This is a genomic window from Comamonas sp. AG1104 (assembly GCF_003350425.1).
Classification (GTDB): domain Bacteria; phylum Pseudomonadota; class Gammaproteobacteria; order Burkholderiales; family Burkholderiaceae_C; genus Comamonas; species Comamonas testosteroni.
This window is the reverse complement of sequence record NZ_QQAS01000009.1, coordinates 128801-146020: the sequence shown is the minus strand read 5'-3', so window position 1 is coordinate 146020 and position 17220 is coordinate 128801. Positions and strand designations below refer to the sequence as shown.

General features: G+C 62.2%; 19 protein-coding genes. 3 read left to right on the top strand and 16 right to left on the bottom strand.

What is annotated here, in order from left to right:
- Positions 1–386 precede the first annotated feature (386 nt).
- Positions 387–2273 (top strand): ATP-binding cassette domain-containing protein, encoded by a 1887-nt coding sequence (locus tag DFO48_RS21835; RefSeq protein WP_114864748.1) that lies wholly within the window; start codon positions 387–389, stop codon positions 2271–2273.
- A gap of 111 nt (positions 2274–2384) precedes the next feature.
- Here DFO48_RS21835 and DFO48_RS21830 read toward each other — a convergent pair whose 3' ends face one another.
- From DFO48_RS21830 to DFO48_RS21800, 7 genes are read right to left on the bottom strand one after another with little or no spacing between them, the layout of a single operon-like run.
- Positions 2385–3500 carry a chemotaxis response regulator protein-glutamate methylesterase gene (locus DFO48_RS21830; RefSeq protein ID WP_199407038.1) on the bottom strand — a complete coding sequence of 372 codons (1116 nt, stop codon included), beginning with the start codon at positions 3498–3500 and terminating at the stop codon, positions 2385–2387.
- Positions 3501–3513: 13 nt separating this feature from the next.
- Complete coding sequence (gene cheD / locus DFO48_RS21825; RefSeq protein ID WP_114864744.1) at positions 3514–4245, bottom strand: chemoreceptor glutamine deamidase CheD; 732 nt, start codon at positions 4243–4245, stop codon at positions 3514–3516.
- Positions 4246–4269: 24 nt separating this feature from the next.
- A complete protein-coding gene (locus DFO48_RS21820; protein WP_114864743.1) occupies positions 4270–5184 on the bottom strand; it encodes a CheR family methyltransferase in 915 nt (304 codons plus the stop codon).
- Between the two features lie 17 nt (positions 5185–5201).
- The gene (locus tag DFO48_RS21815) at positions 5202–5690 is read right to left on the bottom strand and encodes a chemotaxis protein CheW (RefSeq protein WP_003077929.1); all 489 of its coding nucleotides are present in this window, start codon (positions 5688–5690) and stop codon (positions 5202–5204) included.
- A gap of 34 nt (positions 5691–5724) precedes the next feature.
- Positions 5725–7923, bottom strand: a complete 2199-nt coding sequence (locus DFO48_RS21810; protein ID WP_003077930.1) for a chemotaxis protein CheW — start codon at positions 7921–7923, stop codon at positions 5725–5727.
- 32 nt (positions 7924–7955) lie between these two features.
- Positions 7956–8318, bottom strand: a complete 363-nt coding sequence (locus DFO48_RS21805; protein WP_003059121.1) for a response regulator — start codon at positions 8316–8318, stop codon at positions 7956–7958.
- A 42-nt stretch (positions 8319–8360) separates the two neighbouring features.
- Entirely contained in the window at positions 8361–8810 is a 450-nt protein-coding gene (locus DFO48_RS21800; protein ID WP_003065446.1) for a hypothetical protein, read from the bottom strand.
- Between the two features lie 118 nt (positions 8811–8928).
- Between DFO48_RS21800 and DFO48_RS21795 the strand changes: the two genes are divergently transcribed.
- Positions 8929–10050, top strand: coding sequence for a histidine kinase (locus tag DFO48_RS21795; RefSeq protein WP_114864742.1), 1122 nt, complete (start codon positions 8929–8931; stop codon positions 10048–10050).
- A gap of 55 nt (positions 10051–10105) precedes the next feature.
- Complete coding sequence (locus DFO48_RS21790) at positions 10106–10744, top strand: response regulator transcription factor (RefSeq protein ID WP_003077932.1); 639 nt, start codon at positions 10106–10108, stop codon at positions 10742–10744.
- Positions 10745–10882: 138 nt separating this feature from the next.
- Here the strand turns inward: DFO48_RS21790 and fliR are convergent, their stop codons facing one another.
- The 9 genes from fliR to fliJ all read right to left on the bottom strand — a co-directional run bounded on the left by fliR (position 10883) and on the right by fliJ (position 17201).
- Entirely contained in the window at positions 10883–11647 is a 765-nt protein-coding gene (fliR, locus tag DFO48_RS21785) for a flagellar biosynthetic protein FliR (protein WP_114864741.1), read from the bottom strand.
- Complete coding sequence (gene fliQ, locus DFO48_RS21780; RefSeq protein WP_003059126.1) at positions 11644–11913, bottom strand: flagellar biosynthesis protein FliQ; 270 nt, start codon at positions 11911–11913, stop codon at positions 11644–11646. The genes fliR and fliQ overlap by 4 nt, the downstream gene beginning before the upstream one ends.
- A gap of 153 nt (positions 11914–12066) precedes the next feature.
- On the bottom strand, positions 12067–12816 hold the full coding sequence (gene fliP / locus DFO48_RS21775) for a flagellar type III secretion system pore protein FliP (RefSeq protein WP_003065455.1): 750 nt from the start codon (positions 12814–12816) through the stop codon (positions 12067–12069).
- Positions 12809–13198 carry a flagellar biosynthetic protein FliO gene (locus tag DFO48_RS21770; RefSeq protein WP_003077934.1) on the bottom strand — a complete coding sequence of 130 codons (390 nt, stop codon included), beginning with the start codon at positions 13196–13198 and terminating at the stop codon, positions 12809–12811. The genes fliP and DFO48_RS21770 overlap by 8 nt, the downstream gene beginning before the upstream one ends.
- Positions 13199–13232: 34 nt before the next feature.
- Positions 13233–13667, bottom strand: a complete 435-nt coding sequence (fliN, locus tag DFO48_RS21765; protein ID WP_003077935.1) for a flagellar motor switch protein FliN — start codon at positions 13665–13667, stop codon at positions 13233–13235.
- Positions 13657–14661, bottom strand: coding sequence for a flagellar motor switch protein FliM (fliM, locus tag DFO48_RS21760; protein WP_003077936.1), 1005 nt, complete (start codon positions 14659–14661; stop codon positions 13657–13659). The genes fliN and fliM overlap by 11 nt, the downstream gene beginning before the upstream one ends.
- Positions 14662–14676: 15 nt before the next feature.
- Entirely contained in the window at positions 14677–15231 is a 555-nt protein-coding gene (gene fliL / locus DFO48_RS21755; protein ID WP_114864740.1) for a flagellar basal body-associated protein FliL, read from the bottom strand.
- 189 nt (positions 15232–15420) lie between these two features.
- Positions 15421–16734, bottom strand: coding sequence for a flagellar hook-length control protein FliK (locus tag DFO48_RS21750; protein WP_114864739.1), 1314 nt, complete (start codon positions 16732–16734; stop codon positions 15421–15423).
- A 2-nt stretch (positions 16735–16736) separates the two neighbouring features.
- Positions 16737–17201: a flagellar export protein FliJ gene (fliJ, locus tag DFO48_RS21745; protein ID WP_114864738.1), complete on the bottom strand. Its 465-nt coding sequence runs from the start codon at positions 17199–17201 to the stop codon at positions 16737–16739.
- Positions 17202–17220 lie beyond the last annotated feature (19 nt).

Below are 17220 nucleotides of genomic sequence, written 5' to 3'. Positions count from 1 at the left end.
GAGCGCTTGATAACTCCGAAGAGTTTGTTCAGAAGAACTGGCTGCTTGCCCTCAAACGCCCACGCTTATCGGCTGTATTTTTTTAAGGAACCGAGTGCAAAATCAGAAAACCCGATCTTGAATCTCGTTGCTTGCTGCGATCAGCGAAGCCTTGTAGTGTATCACAACTTTTTCACTTCCGGGCAAGAACTTTTGAGTTTTTGCGAGGCAGTCGTTTGCTGCGATGGGTCGAACTATAGCATAGGTGAAACCCTAGCCACGCCGCTTTTGACACAAAAGATTCATCTGCCAGCGTGGTCTTTGCCTGGGCTGCGTCCATAGACAGAGATAGAGACAGCGGCCTTACGGCCGCTGTCTCTATGGAGGCCAACGATAATGCAGGCACGATGGCACTGATTACTTTGTTAGACGCTCAATTGGCGTTCGGGCACGTGGCCCTGCTGGATCACGCAAATTTTTCCCTGGAGACCGGCGAGCGCGTCGGCCTGATCGGCCGCAACGGCGCCGGCAAGTCTTCGCTGCTCAAGATTCTGGGCGGCCTGGCAAAGGCCGATGACGGCCAGCTCCAGGTGCAGAACGGGGTCCGCATTACCTATGTGGCGCAGGAGCCCGACCTGAACCCGGAGCACACCATCTTCGAGTCGGCGTCGGACGGCATTGCCGCCGTGATTGCGATTCGCGAGCGCTACCTGGCTGGCGGCGAGGGCGAGGATCTGGACGAGTTGCAGACACAGATCGAGGCTTATGACGCCTGGAACTGGGAGCAGCGCGTAGAGGAAACATTGCAGCGCCTGCATCTGGACCCGAATGCCCTGGTGGGCAGCCTGTCCGGCGGCACCCGCAAGCGCGTGGCACTGGCCCAGGCTCTGGTGGCCCGCCCCGATGTCCTGTTGCTCGACGAGCCGACCAACCACCTGGACCTGGACTCCATCGAGTGGCTGGAAGAGCTGCTGATTGCCTTCAAGGGCAGCGTGATCACGATCACCCACGATCGCAGCTTTCTGGACCGCATCGCCACTCGCATCGTGGAGCTGGATCGGGGCGTTCTGCGCACCTACCCGGGCAACTTCTCCCAGTACGTGCTGCAAAAGGAAGAGCAGCTCAGCCAGGAAGCCGTCATCAACGCCAAGGCGGACAAGCTGCTGGCCCAGGAAGAGGTCTGGATCCGCAAGGGCGTGGAAGCCCGCCGCACCCGCAGCCAGAGCCGCATCAGCCGTCTGCAGGAATTGCGTGCCAGCCGTGCCCAGCGCCGTGATGTGCTGGGCAGCGTAAACATGGATATCGCATCCGGCAAGGGCGACGGCTATCAGGGCAAGATCGTGGCCGAGCTGACCGATGTCAGCAAGTCCTTTGGCGAAAAGAAGATCGTCGAGAAGTTCAGCGGCACCATTTTGCGTGGCGACAAGGTCGGCTTGCTGGGCCCCAACGGCGCAGGCAAGACAACGCTGCTGAAGATGATTCTGGGCGAGCTGGCTCCGGACAGCGGCCAGGTGCGCCTGGGCGGCAATCTGCAAGTGGCCTACTTTGACCAGATGCGTCATCAGGTGAATCTGGATGCCACGCTGGAAGACTTCATCAGCCCCGGCAGCGAGTGGATCGAGATCGGCAACCAGAAAAAGCACGTCAAGAGCTATCTGGCGGACTTTCTGTTCTCTCCGGCGCGTGCGCATTCCCCGGTCCGATCGCTGTCAGGCGGCGAGCGCAACCGCCTGCTGCTGGCCCGTTTGTTTGCGCGACCGGCCAATGTTCTGGTGCTGGACGAGCCGACCAACGACCTGGACATCGAGACGCTGGACATGCTGGAAGACCTGCTTCAAAGCTATGACGGCACGGTCTTTCTGGTCAGCCACGACCGCACTTTCCTCGACAACGTGGTCACCAGCACGATTGCCTGGGAAGGCCCCGGCCACTGGCGTGAATACGAAGGTGGCGTGACGGACTGGATGGAGCAATCGCGCCGCAGCAAGGCCATGGCCGAAGCCGCACAGGCCAAGTCCGCCCCCAGGGAGGAGCCCAAGCCCGTCGCAAGCCGCACCGACGCTGCGGCCAGCCCCAAGAAGAAGCTCAGCTACAAGGATCAGCGCGAGCTGGAAGCCCTGCCGGCCACGATTGCCGCACTGGAGACCGAGCAAAAGCAGATTCAGCAGGCGCTGGCCGACGGCAGCCTGTTTGCCAGCGACAACGCCAAGGCCGTCGCCATGCACCAGCGCGACGCGGAGATTGATGAAGCACTGATGGAGGCGCTGGAGCGCTGGACCTTGCTGTCTGAATAATCAGGCAATCAAATAAGAGAGCGCCTTTCGCCTGTCAGGCATTGATTTCAAAGCTATAGAAGCCTGAAATCATTATCTGACAAGCGTAAGGCGCTCTCTTTTTATGCGATCTCAGATACGGTGATGAACCTGGTCCGAGCCGCCACGTAGCTTGGTCAGCAGGGCATGAGAGATCTGCGGCAGAGGCAGCACCTCATCGGCCGCACCGTGGGCAATGGCTTCGCGGGGCATGCCGAAGACGATGCAGGTGCTCTCGTCCTGCACCAGGTTGTAGCTGCCGGCATCGCGCATCTCGCGCATGGCGGTGGCGCCATCGGCCCCCATGCCGGTGAGCATGATGCCGTAGGCATTGCGCCCGGCGCTGGCGGCCACTGACTTGAACAGCACTTCCACCGAGGGCTTATGACGGTTGACGGGCGGCGCATCATCGACCACGGCCACATAGTTGGCACCGCTGCGTGTGATGGAGAAATGCTTGCCGCCAGGAGCGATATAGGCATGGCCGGGCAGCAAACGCTCGCCGTGCGTGGCCTCCTTGACCGTCATCTGGCACAGACTGTTGAGCCGCGCCGCAAAACTGGTGGTGAAGCCCGGCGGCATATGCTGGGTGATGACGATGGCCGGGCAGTCGGCCGGCAGATGCGTGAGCACCTCACGAATCGCTTCCGTCCCCCCGGTGGAGGCTCCGATGGCGATGATTTTTTCGGTCGAGATGCGCCCCAGCAGGCTGGGTGCCGCCGGCGCACGGGGCGCAGCAGGCTTGGCGCCCGCACTCGCTGCCGCTGCCACACCGTGGGGCACCACCGGCAGGCGATGCACCTGGGCCACGGCTGCCACGCGAATCTTGTCCACGATCTGGCTGGCCAGCTCCTGCAGGCCGTTGGCCACACCGACGCGGGGCTTGGCCACAAAGTCGATGGCCCCCAGCTCCAGGGCGCGCATGGTGACTTCGGCACCGCGCTCGGTCAGCGTGGAGATCATCACCACGGGCATGGGACGCAGGCGCATGAGCCGCCCGAGGAAATCGATGCCGTCCATACGGGGCATTTCCACATCCAGCGTAATGACGTCGGGGTTCAGATCGCGGATCATTTCACGCGCGATCAAGGGATCATTGGCCGAGCCGATGCACTCCATGTCATGCTGGCGATTGATGATCTCGGCCAGAAGACTGCGCACCAGCGCAGAGTCGTCCACCACGATCACCCGGATTTTTGGCTTTAACAACGCTCAACCTTCCTCAAAACAGATCCACAGAGCCGCCCGCCGTATTGCGCGCAACCGCAGCCGCGTTGCCGCGAGTGATTTCCTGCTGCACCAATGCCTCGGGATGGGCGTGTGCCAGGCGCTTGACCATGGCCTTGCCCGTGGATGGAAAAAACACCACCTTGCGCGGATAGATATCCAGCACGTCTTCGGAGACGATGGGAATGCGCTCGGTTTGCAGATACTCAGTCACAAAACTGGTGTTGCGCTCACCCACATTCATGGTCGTGAAATTGGCCATGACCTGGGCGCCGCCAAAAATCTTGGCCTGCATGGATTCGCGCCGTGCGCCCATCTTGAGCATCTCGTTGATCAGCAGCTCCATGGCGTAAGAACCATAGCGCCCCGAGACATCGCTGCTGTCGCCATCGGGCAGCATGAAGTGGTTCATGCCGCCGATGCGCATGAAACGATCCCACAGGCAGGCGGCGATGCAGGAGCCCAGCACGGTGACGATGGCCATCTCGTCGCGCGAGACAAAGTACTCGCCCGGCAGCACCTTGGCCGAATTGAGCTGGAAGTGTGGGTCGTAGTAGAAGAACGAGGCCTCGCCGGGCTGGCGCGGCTGGCGCTTGAGCTGCTCCAGCGATGAGACCGGCGCCGGCATGGCCGCATCAGGATAGCCCTGGGGCACGAAGCTGTTGCCGCGCAGGGGCCTGGCAGCGCCAGCACCTGGCAGATCCAGCGGAGAGCTCAGATTCCTCATGACTTGCAGCCCTGCCCTTCAGCTTCATTGGCGCTCATAGACGGTCTTGCCCTTGAGCGCGAACAGGTCGCGCGAATCGCTGAAGTTCTCGGCATGACCAACGAACAGCAGCCCACCCGGACGCATCACCTGATGAATGCGCTCCAGCACGCGACGCTGGGTCGATGCGTCGAAATAAATCATCACGTTGCGGCAGAAGACGATGTCGAAGGTCTCCCGGAACGGCCAATCGCCGGCAATCAGGTTGACGTTGAGAAAGTCCACCATGCGGCGCAGCTCCGGCTTGACCCGCACCATGCCGGAGTTGGCCGAGCGCCCACGCAGGAAAAAGCGGTGCAGCCGCTCGGTGCTCACACCCTTGAGGTTCTCTGCCCGGTAGACGCCGCGCGAGGCGGTTTCCAGCACGCGCGAGTCGATGTCGCTGGCCATGAGCTGAAAGCTGGCCGAGGCGCCGAGACTCTCCACCGCCGTCATCAGGATGGAGTAAGGCTCCTCTCCCGTGGAGGCCGCACTGCACCACACCTTCCAGCCATTGCCGCCGGGCTTGTGGCTGCGCAGATGCTGAGCCAGGATGTCGAAGTGATGCTGCTCACGGAAAAACGAGGTCAGATTCGTGGTGAGAGCATTGACGAACTCCTGCCATTCGGGTCCGTCGTTGATGCTCTCCAGCCAATCCAGATAGCTGACAAAGCTCTCATGCCCGGTCTCGCGCAGGCGGCGCGACAAACGGCTGTAGACCATGGCGTGCTTGCCATCATGCAAGCTGATGCCGGCACGCTTGTAGATCAGCGCTTGCACACGGGCAAAGTCGCGGTTGGACCAGACGAACTCGCGCCCTTGCGCCAGCGGGCCGGACATGCTGCCCGGCAGCGCCTCATCATCCTGCTCAAGCCTGGCAGGAGAGGCTGCGAATGAAGCATTACGTCCCAGGTTCAGCACACAGACCTCTGGCGCGCTCAGGCTTCGGAGGCCACCAGGCCCATGTCGACATTGCCCATGAGCTTCTCGATGTCCAGCAGGATCAGCATGCGCTCGCCCACCGAACCCAGACCCAGAATGCAGCCGCTGTCGATGGCGCTTTCGATATCGGGTGCAGGACGCACGGCGTCGGCGGGCAGCTCCATCACATCGCTGACCGAGTCCACCACAATGCCGACCACGCGGTTGCGCAGGTTCAGGATGATGACCACGGTGAAGGCGTTGTACTCCACCTCGGAGCAATTGAAGCGCAGGCGCATGTCCACGATGGGCACGATGGTGCCACGCAGATTGACCACGCCTTTGATGAACTCGGGCGCGTTGGCAATGCGCGTGGGCTGCTCGTAGCCACGGATTTCCTGCACCTTGAGGATGTCGATGCCGTATTCCTCCTCGCCCAGGCGGAAGGTCAGATATTCGCGGGCCCCGGTGGCCACGCCTTCGGCAGTCTTGTTGATGATGTTCATGTCGGCTCTCTCTGCGTTGTTCGGGTCGGCTGCCTCAGTGGCGGGTACGGCGCACCAGAGCGCCCGTATCCAGAATCAGTGCCACGGATCCATCGCCCAAAATGGTGGCACCCGATACATTGGGCACCTTGCGGTAATTGCTTTCCAGGTTCTTGACCACCACCTGGTGCTGGCCCAACAGCTCGTCGACCAGCAGCGCCACGCGGCTGCCTTCGGCCTCGACCACCACCATGATGTTGCTCGTCTGGCTTTCGTCGGCGCGCGGCACCTGGAAAGTGCGCTCCAGCGCGATCACCGGCATGTATTCGTCACGCACCTTGACCAGCTGCGTGCCGTTGGCCACGGTATTGACATCGTCGGCCTTGACCTGGAAGGACTCGACCACCGAAGACAGCGGCAGGATATAGACCTCTTCGCCCACACCGACGGACATGCCGTCCATGATGGCCAGCGTCAGCGGCAGACGCACCGCCACCTTCATGCCCACACCGGCAACGGACTCGATCTCCACCGTGCCGCCCAACGATGTGATGTTTCGCTTGACCACGTCCATGCCCACGCCGCGGCCCGAGACATCGGTGACCACGTCAGCCGTCGAGAAGCCGGGCGCGAAGATCAGCTGCCAGACATCGCTGTCGGGCATGCTGTCGGAGACATCCATGCCGCGCTCGCGGGCCTTGTTCAGAATCCTCTCGCGATTCATGCCCTTGCCGTCGTCGCGCACCTCGATGACGATGGAGCCGCCCTGATGGGATGCCGCCAGCGTCAGCGTGCCATGTTCGGACTTGCCTGCAGCGATGCGGTCCTCGGGCATCTCGATGCCGTGGTCCACGCTGTTGCGCACCAGATGGGTCAGCGGATCGGTGATCTTTTCGACCAGGCCCTTGTCCAGTTCGGTGGCTTCGCCCAGCGTGACCAGATCGATCTTCTTGCCCAGCTTGCCCGCCAGGTCGCGCAGCATGCGCGGGAAGCGGCTGAACACGGTGGACATGGGAATCATGCGGATCGACATCACGGACTCTTGCAGGTCGCGCGTGTTGCGGTCCAGATCGGCCAGACCGGCCAGCAGCTGCTGATAGGTCGTCGGATCCAGCCCCTGACTGTTTTGCGCCAGCATGGCCTGGGTGATGACCAGCTCGCCCACCAGATTGATGAGCTGGTCCACCTTCTTCACATCCACGCGGATACTGGTGGACTCCATGTGGGCGGCAGCGGCCTTGGGTGCGGCCTTTTGCGCAGCACCTGCAGCGCCGGCAAGCGCGGCATGCTCCTGATTTTGCTGAGCCTCGGGGCTGCCCGGAGCGCCCGCAAAAAAGCCGTAGGCTTCTTCGGCCGGCAGATTGTGGGGCGGCATGGCAGCCTCTTCATCAACCAGAGCTTCAGGCTCGACCACAGGCTCGGCTGCGGACTGCGGCTGGGCCGTATCGCTGATCTGCACCTGCTCCTTGGAGACATGGAATACAAACAGATCGCGCAGCTCGTCATCGGTGGACACCGTCCTGACCTTGAACAGGCGGTGATCGGCCTTGGTGCCGACCTGGTCCTGAATCGTGCCCAGCCCCGGAATATCGCGGAACAGCTCCTTGATGGCGTCGCCCAGCTCCAGCCGGGACAGCGGGCCGATCTCGATCGTCAGCTCGCGCGCGCCCTCGGGAGGCTCGGTACCAATCACAGGGCCTGGCTCTGCCGCCTGGGCTACGGGGGCCGGCGCTTGAGCGGGTGTATCCGCCACCACTGCGGCAACAGCGGCAGCTGGCTGTACAGGCTCGGCAGCCGCGGCACTGCGGTTGACCTGGGGGATTTCGGTCAGGCCCTGGGCCAGGGCCTCGATACGCACCACCAGTTCCGCAGTGGAAACCGGCTCGCCCTCGTCACCGGACTGGTGACGTGCCAACAGGCTGCGGCTGGCGTCCGCCGACTCCAGCAGCACATCGACCATCTCGGGGATGGGCGTGATTTCATGCCGACGCAGGCGGTCCAGCAGGGATTCCATGCGGTGCGTGAGCTCGGTCACATCCGAGAAGCCGAAGGTCGCCGCACCGCCCTTGATGGAGTGGGCGCAGCGGAAAATACCGTTGAGCTCTTCATCGTTGGCGGCCGAAAGGTCCAGGCTGAGCAGCATCTGCTCCATCTGGTCGAGGTTCTCGCTCGCTTCCTCGAAAAAGATTTGATAGAACTGGCTAAGGTCGAAGTCTGCGCCCGAACCTGCGCCATCCTGGTGTGTATCCGCCATGGTGTTTCCTGCTGTGATTCGTTGTTATCGGCTTAACGCAGCACTTTTTGAATAACTTCGATCAATCTATTGGGATCGAAGGGCTTGACCAGCCAGCCCGTGGCACCTGCGGCCCGGCCCGCCTGCTTCATCAGGTCGCTGGATTCCGTGGTCAGTATCAGGATGGGCGTGCCCTTGAACTTCGGGTTTTCACGCAGTTTGCGCGTAAGACCGATGCCGTCCAGGCGCGGCATGTTCTGGTCGGCCAGCACCAGATCGATGTTCTGCGCCTGCGCTTTTTCCAGCGCATCCACACCGTCGACGGCTTCCACCACCTTAAAACCAGCACTGCTCAATGTGAAAGACACCATCTTTCGCATCGAGGGGGAATCATCAACAGCCAGAATCGATCGCATGTACAGCTCCAACAGACGGGCAACGGAAAACAGGGTAGAAGTTCAAAACAGCTCCACAGAGCCGGCATCCATCTCGCTTTGCGTGACGGGATTGGGCTTTTCGGGCAGGTTTGGCAGACTGATGGCGGACTCCGCCTCGTCCTCGTCCCTGCCCATGGCGGCAGCCCCGAGCCTGAAAGCGCAGGCTTGCAAGGTATGTGCCATATGGGCAATCAGCTGAGACGACATATCGTGAAACTGGAGCTCGGTCACCGCCAGCCGCAGCGACTCACGTGCTGTAGCCAGTGCTGCAGAATCGGGTAAGGCCGGCTGCGACAATTGCCCGTTGACTTGCTCAAAGCGCTCCAGCAGATTGTGCGTGGCATGGTCCAGCAGCCCTTCAAGACGCTGCAGATCACGCAGCGTGACCAGCAAGGCATCCTGCAGCTCCGCAGCCACCATCACCGGCACGGCAACTGCAGGCACACCCGAAGGGTTTTGCATCGTCTGCATTGTTACTCCAACTGCGTAAAACCATCATGACGGCCCTGCCGCCATGCTCCACGAAATGAACCGATCAGCAGTCCGTCCCCCGTGACACACTGCCACGACCTGACGACAACAGCCCTCGATGTTCCAAAATGTATCCAATGATAGCGTCCTTGGCGATATGCAATTCCGGAATCAGACCTTGAAAATCCTTCATATTGAAGACTCTGTCGCAGATCAGGCTCTGGCACGCCTGAGTCTCAAGCGCGGGCAGCTGCCCTGCACGCTCACGACCATGGACAGTCTGCAGGAGGTACAGGGCGCCCTGGAGACACAGGATTTCGACCTGATTCTGGCGGACTACCATCTGCCCGGCTTCACGGCTCTCGACGTCTGGGACCTGGTGTGCGACCGTGCCGATGCCCCCCCTTTTGTGCTGCTGTCGGGTGCGATCGGCGAATCCGCCGCCGTGGACATCATGCGGCTGGGCATCAGCGACTATCTTCTCAAGGACCAGATCAACGGCCTGCCCCATGTCATCAAGCGCGCCGTGGAGGTCCATGAGGCGAGGCGAGCCCGCCGCCGCGCCGCACTGCAGCTGGCCGAGTCCGAAAAGCGCCTGGCCGAGCTGACCGAACACCTGCACACCAGCATCGAGCAGGAGCGTGCCAATATCTCGCGTGAGATTCACGATGACATCGGCGGCTCGCTCACTGCCGTCAAGTTCGATCTGGCCTGGCTGATCCGCAACAGCCCCGAGGGCAAGCAGCGAGAGCATGCCAGATCGGCACTGGAGATGCTGGAGCACGCACTGGGTGCCAGCCAGCGCATCATGCAGGACCTGCGCCCGCCCGTTCTGGACCAGGGACTGGTGGCCGCCGTGCAATGGCTGGCCCAGGACTTCGAGCGCCGCACAGGCATACCCGCCCAGTTGCACACCAGCCGTGAGCATATGGAGATCGCCCCCGCGCAGCAGGTGGTGGTCTACCGTACGGCACAGGAATCCTTGACCAATATCAGCAAATACGCACAAGCCAGCCAGGTGAAGCTGGATTTGTCCGACCACGAGGGTTTTTTGACACTGGAAGTAACAGATAACGGGGTAGGCTTGAGCCAGGATGATCGCAACAAGCCGCAGTCTTTCGGACTCAGAGGACTAAGTGAGCGCGCACGAACAATTCAAGGCTGGCTGGATGTAAGCAGCCACCCCGGCCTAGGAACCTCTATCATTCTCACCATTCCTCTGGCAGAGATCCAGGCATGAGCCGCCCAACCAGGCGCTTGCCCGGTCCGCCATCTGACTTCCTGGGAGAGCGACCTTGATTCACGTGGTGCTTTGCGACGACCATGCCATTTTGCGCCGGGGCATACGCGACACCCTGGCGGAGGCGACGGACATCAGCGTCACGGCGGAAGCGGGCAGCTATGCCGAACTGCGTGAGCAACTGCGCGACGCAACTTGCGATGTACTGCTGCTGGACATCAACATGCCGGGCCGCAGCGGCCTGGAAGTGCTGGCCAGCGTGCGCGAAACGCATCCGCAGATCCGCGTCATCATGGTCTCCATGTACCCCGAAGACCAGTACGCCTTGCGCAGCATCAAGGCCGGCGCGGCCGGCTATGCCAACAAGGCGGGGGATCCGGTGCTGCTGATCGATGCCGTGCGCACCGTCCACAGCGGACGCAAATACCTGACTGCCGAAGTGGCCCAGATGCTGGCCGACAGCCTGGCCCAGCCGGCCGCCCCTGTGCCGCATGAAACCCTGTCCGAGCGTGAGATGCAGACACTGCTGAAAATTGCCAGCGGTCAGCGCCAGACCGATATTGCGCAGGAGTTGATGCTCAGCCCCAAGACGGTGAGCGTGTACCGGGCACGGGTGCTGGAGAAGCTGGGCATGGGCAGCAACGCGGAGCTGACCGCCTATGCCATCAAGAACGGACTGATCGATACGCCCTGAAACGGGCGGCAGGCCATGCGCGGCTGCCTATCTCTGGCTTGCGCGCCGGCATAGAGGCAGCGCTTTGATTCAAGATCCAAAACGGACTGATTCATTTGCTGCAAAGCGCATCAAGCTATTAAATATATAGCATTCACATTAAGCACCGAAGACTGCCATGCCTTTTTGCAGCAAGGCCACCAGGGGCTGCTCCAGCAGGGGCAGAGTCGCCGTCAGGCCCAGCAGACCCACAGTCAAGGTGACAGGAAAGCCCACGGCATAGATATTCATCTGCGGCGCGACACGGGAGATGATGCCCAGCACCAGGTTGACGAACAGCAGCATGGCAATCATTGGCAGGGCAATCCAGAAAGCGCTGGCAAAGACGGCGCTGCCCATCTCGTGGATCCGCATCTGGGAGATGGCCTGCAGAAAGTTGCCATCGACGGGGAAGGCTTCAAAGCTCTTGAGAACCGCCATCAGCACCAGCAGATGGCCGTTGATGACAATGAACAGCAAGGTGGCAATCTGCACCATGAAGCGTGCCACGGCACTGAGCTGGGCATTGCTGGTCGGATCGAAGAAAGACGCGAAGTTCAGGCCCATCTGCAGGCCAATCACTTCACCGGCGACTTCGATGGCCGCCATCACCAGGCGCACGGCAAAGCCCACGGACAGGCCGATCACCACTTGCTGCACCAGAGTGCCCAGCGCCTGGGCCGAGGCAATGCTGACCACCGTCTGCTCGCCCAGCACGGGCTGCGCGCAAAGCGCAACCAGAAAAGCCAGCCCCACCTTGAGCCGCGTGGGGATGGCTTTCTGAGAAAACACAGGCGCTGTGGTGAACAGCGCCAGCACGCGCACAAACGGCCAGATCAGCGGCGAGAGCCAGGCGGCGATCTGGGCTTCGCTAAAGGAAATCATCCCACCGAACCTGGAATGCTCTCTATGGTGCGACGAATGAAATCCACCAGCGTGGACAGCATCCACGGTCCCGCCACGGCAAACACCAGCACGGCAGCGATGAGCTTGGGCACAAAGGCCAGCGTGGCCTCATGCACCTGAGTCACGGCCTGAAAGACGCTCACCAGCAGACCCACGCCCATGACCACGCCCAGCACAGGCATGGAGATCATGAGCAGCAGGGTCAGCGCCTCGCGGCCAAAGGTCAGAACAAATTGAGAAGTCATTGTTTTTCTCCCCACATTAGCGACAGGATTAAACGCACTTGAAACTGGCGCAGCCTAAGTGAGAGGCATCAAGCAAGAGCCGCCTCGCAGCAAGGATGCCGTCCCCCTTGGGGGAAGGCGCGGGCCGCCTAGGCAAGCGCCTCAGGGGGTATCTCATGTAGCAAAGCTCGCCGCCAGAGAGCCGATGATCAGGTTCCAGCCATCGGCCAGTACAAACAGCATGAGCTTGAAAGGCAGGGCCACCAGCACGGGCGAGAGCATCATCATGCCCAGCGACATGAGGATGGAAGACACCACCATGTCGATGACCAGAAACGGAATGAAGATCATGAAGCCGATCTGAAAAGCCGTTTTCAGCTCGCTGGTCACAAAGGCCGGCACCAGCACACGCAGAGGTGCTGTTTCTGCCGTGACATTCGCATCCAGCTTGGCCAGGCGCTTGAACAGCGCAAAGTCCGACTGGCGCGTCTGCTTGAGCATGAAGCCGCGCATGGGGGCTTCGGCCTTTTCCATGGCTTGTTCGAAGCTGATGCTGTTTTGCGTATAGGGCAGGTAGGCGTCCTGATAGACCTTGTCCAGCGTGGGCCCCATCACAAACATGGTGAGAAACAGCGACAGACCGATCACCACCTGATTGGGCGGCGCGGACTGCGTGCCCAGAGCCTGGCGCAGCAGGCTCAGCACGATGACGATGCGGGTAAAGCCCGTCATCAACAGCAAGATGGCGGGCAGGAACGACAGTGCCGTGAAAAACAGCAGTGTCTGGATGGGCACCGAATAGCTGGTGCCGCCCGCGCCCTGTCCCACCAGCAGCGGCAGACTGGCGGGTGCGCCCTGGGCTGCGGCCATCAGGGGCATGGCCAGCAGGACAGCGGCAGCAGCACGAGAGACGAATTTAGACATTTCCAGAATTCCGGGCCGCTTCGTCGGCCTGCGCGCGCATCAGCGAGTCGGTGAACGACGAGACAGCAGGTGAATGGGCTGCACGGTCGGATTGCAAAGTCGCGGACGAGTCTTGCAGCACATGCAGGCATTGAATCTGCTGCGCCGTCACGCCCAGCACCAGGCGCACGGCCTGCTCCCCTTCACCCAGCTGCACGGTCACCACCCGCTGCTGAGGGCCAATGGCCAGCGTGCCCAGCACCTGCGCCGGAACTGAGGCGGCACCACGGGCCATCCCCATGCCGCGGGGCAGGAGGTTTTTTTGCTGCAGACGACGCACCAGCCAGGGCAACGCCGCCATGACCGCCACAAACAGGATGACCAGCAGCAGCGTGGGCCACATCGAAGGGGTCGCTGCCGCAGAGTTGGCCGCGCTCTCAACCACGGCTGACCCGGCGCAGACGCTCGGACGGTGTCACCACGTCCGTCAGGCGGATACCGAACTTGTCGTTGACCACCACCACCTCGCCCTGGGCGATCAGGTAGCCGTTGACCAGCACGTCCATGGGTTCGCCGGCCAGAGCATCGAGCTCCACCACCGAGCCCTGAGCCAGCTGCAGAATGTATTTGATGGGCACCTTGGTGCGGCCCAGCTCCACGGACAGCTGAACCGGAATGTCCAGCACCATGTTGATATCGTGCACCGGCACATCGCCATAGCTGCGAGCGGCGTCGCCTGCCAGCGGCCCGCCCTGGTCGGACAGCTCGGGGCCTTCGACGGCCTGGTCATGCTGACGCTGCTCTTCCAGCGCCTCGGCCCAGCCGGAGAACGGATCGTCACCCGCGGGCTTGTTGTTATCGTCAATTGCCATGCTTCTCTCCCATCCAGCTGGTCTCGCCGCCGCGCAGGCTGCGTTCCACGCGGATTGCATATTTGTCGTTGTGCGTGCCGTACTGGCACTCGAAAACCGGCACTCCACCGATGGAGGCGCGAATCAGCGGCTCACGGTCGAGCTCGATAAAGTCACCGGGGCGCATGGCCAGCAGTTGCTCCACCGTGGCATCGGCGCGGGCCAGCTCGGCCACCAGCGTGACCTCGGCAGCCTGAATCTCCCGCGTCAGCACCTTGACCCAGCGGCGATCCACCTCGATGGCATCGCCCTGAGTGGAGGAATACAGCACATCGCGAATCGGCTCCAGCGTTGCATAGGGCATGCAGATGTGGATGGAGCCCGAGATATCGCCGATTTCCAGCTGAAAAGCCGTGGAGACCACGATTTCGCTGGGCGTGGCGATGTTGGCGAACTGCGGCTGCATTTCCGAGCGCTGATAAACCAGCTCCAGCGGATAGATGCCATGCCAGGCTTTTTTGTATTCCTCGCAGATCACATTGACCATGCGGTTGATCACGCGCTGCTCGGTGGTCGAGAAGTCGCGCCCCTCGATACGAGTCTGCAGGCGACCCGTGCCGCCGTACAGCGTGTCGATCACGCCGAACACCAGCGAGGGATCGCAGACGATCAGGCCATTGCCGCGCAGTGGGCGAATGGCCATGATGTTGAAATTGGTGGGAACGGCCAGCTCGCGCAGAAAGGCGCTGTAGCGCTGCACCGTCACCGTGCCGACGGAAACCTCGGGGCTGCGGCGGATGAAGTTGAACAGACCGATGCGGAAGTTACGGGCAAAGCGCTCGTTGACAATTTCCATGGTGGGCATGCGCCCACGCACGATGCGTTCCTGGCTGGAGATGTCGTAGCTGCGGACCTGGCCGAGATCGACCTCCACCACCTCGGAACGCTGGCTTTCGCCGGTAACGCCTTCAAGAAGAGCATCAACCTCTTCCTGAGAGAGAAAAGAATCGCTCATGCACTCCCTCCCTGCTTACTGAATGATGAAGCTGGAGAACAGCACGCGACGCACAGGCCCCTTGCGATTGGCACGCTGGCCGTCTTCGTCGGCGTCCTCATCGTCGCGCGAGCGCTTCTTGGCACCTGAGCCGAAGCCCAGAGGCGCCGAGACCTCGGTGAGAATGTCGGCGGCCAGTTTTTCCTTGCCCTCGCGCGCCAGCAGCTCGTCGGCCGTGCGCTGGGACACCAGCATCAGAATGCCGTTGCGGATGCTGGGCAGATATTGCTTGACGGTGGAGGCCGTCTTTTCGTCGGCCAGCTCCAGCGTGATGCCCAGTTGCACAAAGCGGTCGCCGCCGGGGTCAGCCAGATTGGCCACCATATTGTCCAGTGGCAGGAAAGTGGGCACTGTGGCCTTGGCGCTGACCTCTTCTTCGCCATCGGCGCTGCTGTGCTGGCGTTGCATCATCAGCACATAGGCCGCGGCAGCCACGATGGCCAGCACGGCAACGATGGCCACGATGACGATCAGCTTCTTGCTTTTGGCAGGAGCAGGTGCAACAGGGGCGGCATTGGGATTGGCTGACACGGCGGGTATTCCTCAAGAGTGGGGGACTGCATCCACCTCGCAGCCATTGCCGCGACACGGAAGATCCACGCCTGAATTATTCGCCGCCCGCCCTGCAGACCATTGCCCGAATAAAAGCGCGAAACCCGGCTTCATTCCGGGTTTCACGCCCTGTCCGGCTCACCGTTTCCGTGAGCCGGCTCTGATCATTTACACGAAAAGGTCCACACCGGACTGCACCGGCCGCGCGCCATTGTGCGCACCGGCCGCTCCCATGGGCAGCTCGGCAGCATTGACCGAAACCCGGGCCACCCTGGCCTGGGCGCGCCGTGCGTCCTCGCCCTGGCTGTCCCCCCCGGACCGGGCGCCGGCACCGCCCGCATCCACACTGACGCCGCTCAGATTCAGCCCCTGGGCCTGCAAAAGCTCGCGCAGCTGAGCTTGACCATCGGCCAGCAACTGGCGTGCCTGCTCATCGCCCGCGGCAAAGCGTACATGAGCCTCCTGGCCGTTCAGCTGCACCTGGACCTGGATAGCCTTGCCCTCATGCTGGATCGACAGCGCGGCATTCTGCGTTTTCTGATGCACCCAGAAGGCCACCTGCTCGGACACCTCCTGCTCACGCTCTGTAGGTCCCGCATCCTGCCCCGCCAGGCTCTGGCCGAAGTCGGAGCTGTTCTGGCCGCCGCCCTGCATGCCGGCGCTCGCCGCCCCCATGGCTGCCCCGACGGCAGCCGCTGCAGCCTGCAGGTCGGCCCCGCCCTGCACTGCCGCCGTCTTGCCCTGTGGCGCAGCTTCATCCTGCTGGAGCGAGCGGGCCGCACGCAGCAAATCCTTGAGACCTTCCAGGGCCTGCGGCTGCACGGCAGTCATGCCCTGCAGGCTGATGCCTTGCTGCGGCAAGGCCTGCGCCTTGTGCACAGCTGGCTCGACGCGCGCAGCAGGTGCCTCTTCAGTCACCGAAGCCAGTGCGCTGTGCCCGCTGTCCTGCCCCTGCGCGGCTGCATCCTGCTGCTGCGGCAAGGCAGCCCCATCAGAATTAATAGCTGCTTGCACCTGTTTTGTGTACGTTTGAGCCTGATTTGATTGCAAATCCTTGCCCATGAATGCAGCATGCGCCTGCTCGGACCCGGGCTGCAAAGCCTGGCGATGGGCAAGCTGCGCGGCATGGCCTCTGCCTGACAGAAAGTCGGTGGCTACGCCCTGGCGCAGATCTGCGTCCCCCTGTCCATCCAGTTGGGCGGTCTGCCCGACCAGACTCATCCACGGCGCATGGCCTTGAGCGATCAGCAGCGCATCCTGCTCGCCTGGTGCCGGCTTCGCGTCCGACACCTCGGCGGTCTGCAGCGCCGTCTGAGGCAGGCCTGCAGTCACGAATCCGTCCAGCGATGCCAGCAGCGATGAAAATCCCTGGCCAGACTCGCCTGCTGCGGCAGCACTTTTGGCCGAACTCATGGACTGCGCCATGGCCTTGCCGGTGCGCGCTTCGCCGCCACGCGGGCCGTCAATTCTGGTTTCCGCCATGCTCAGGCCTCCTGGAGCTGCAGACCGAAGCTGCGTCGAAAAAATGCCATGGTGGCGCGCTCGTCGGTATCTTTTTGATCGCGCCGCATCTGGGCCAGTGCCACATCACGGCGGCGGGCCTGCACCACTTTCTGCAGGCTGGTCACGCGCAGCTCGGCCGCCAGCAGGGCCTGACGCGAGGTCTCCAGGCGAATGTCCTGATCGGCCACGACCCGGGTCTGCAAGCCGATGGCGTGCTGCAGGCGCTCCATGAACTGATACTGGTGATGCATGACTTCGGGCTGCACGGCCAGCCCTTCCTGGGCTCCCCAGCGTGCCTGCATCTCAAGGACATAGCCCTGCAGCTGATCCATCTGGGCCTGCGCCGCCTGCTGGGCGCGCTGGCGCTCCTGCATGGCGGTGCGGGCCGCGTCACGCTTGCGTTCTGCAGCTTCAATGGCGACGTTCAAGGCATTCAAGGACGACATCTGCGACTCTCCCTCTGGC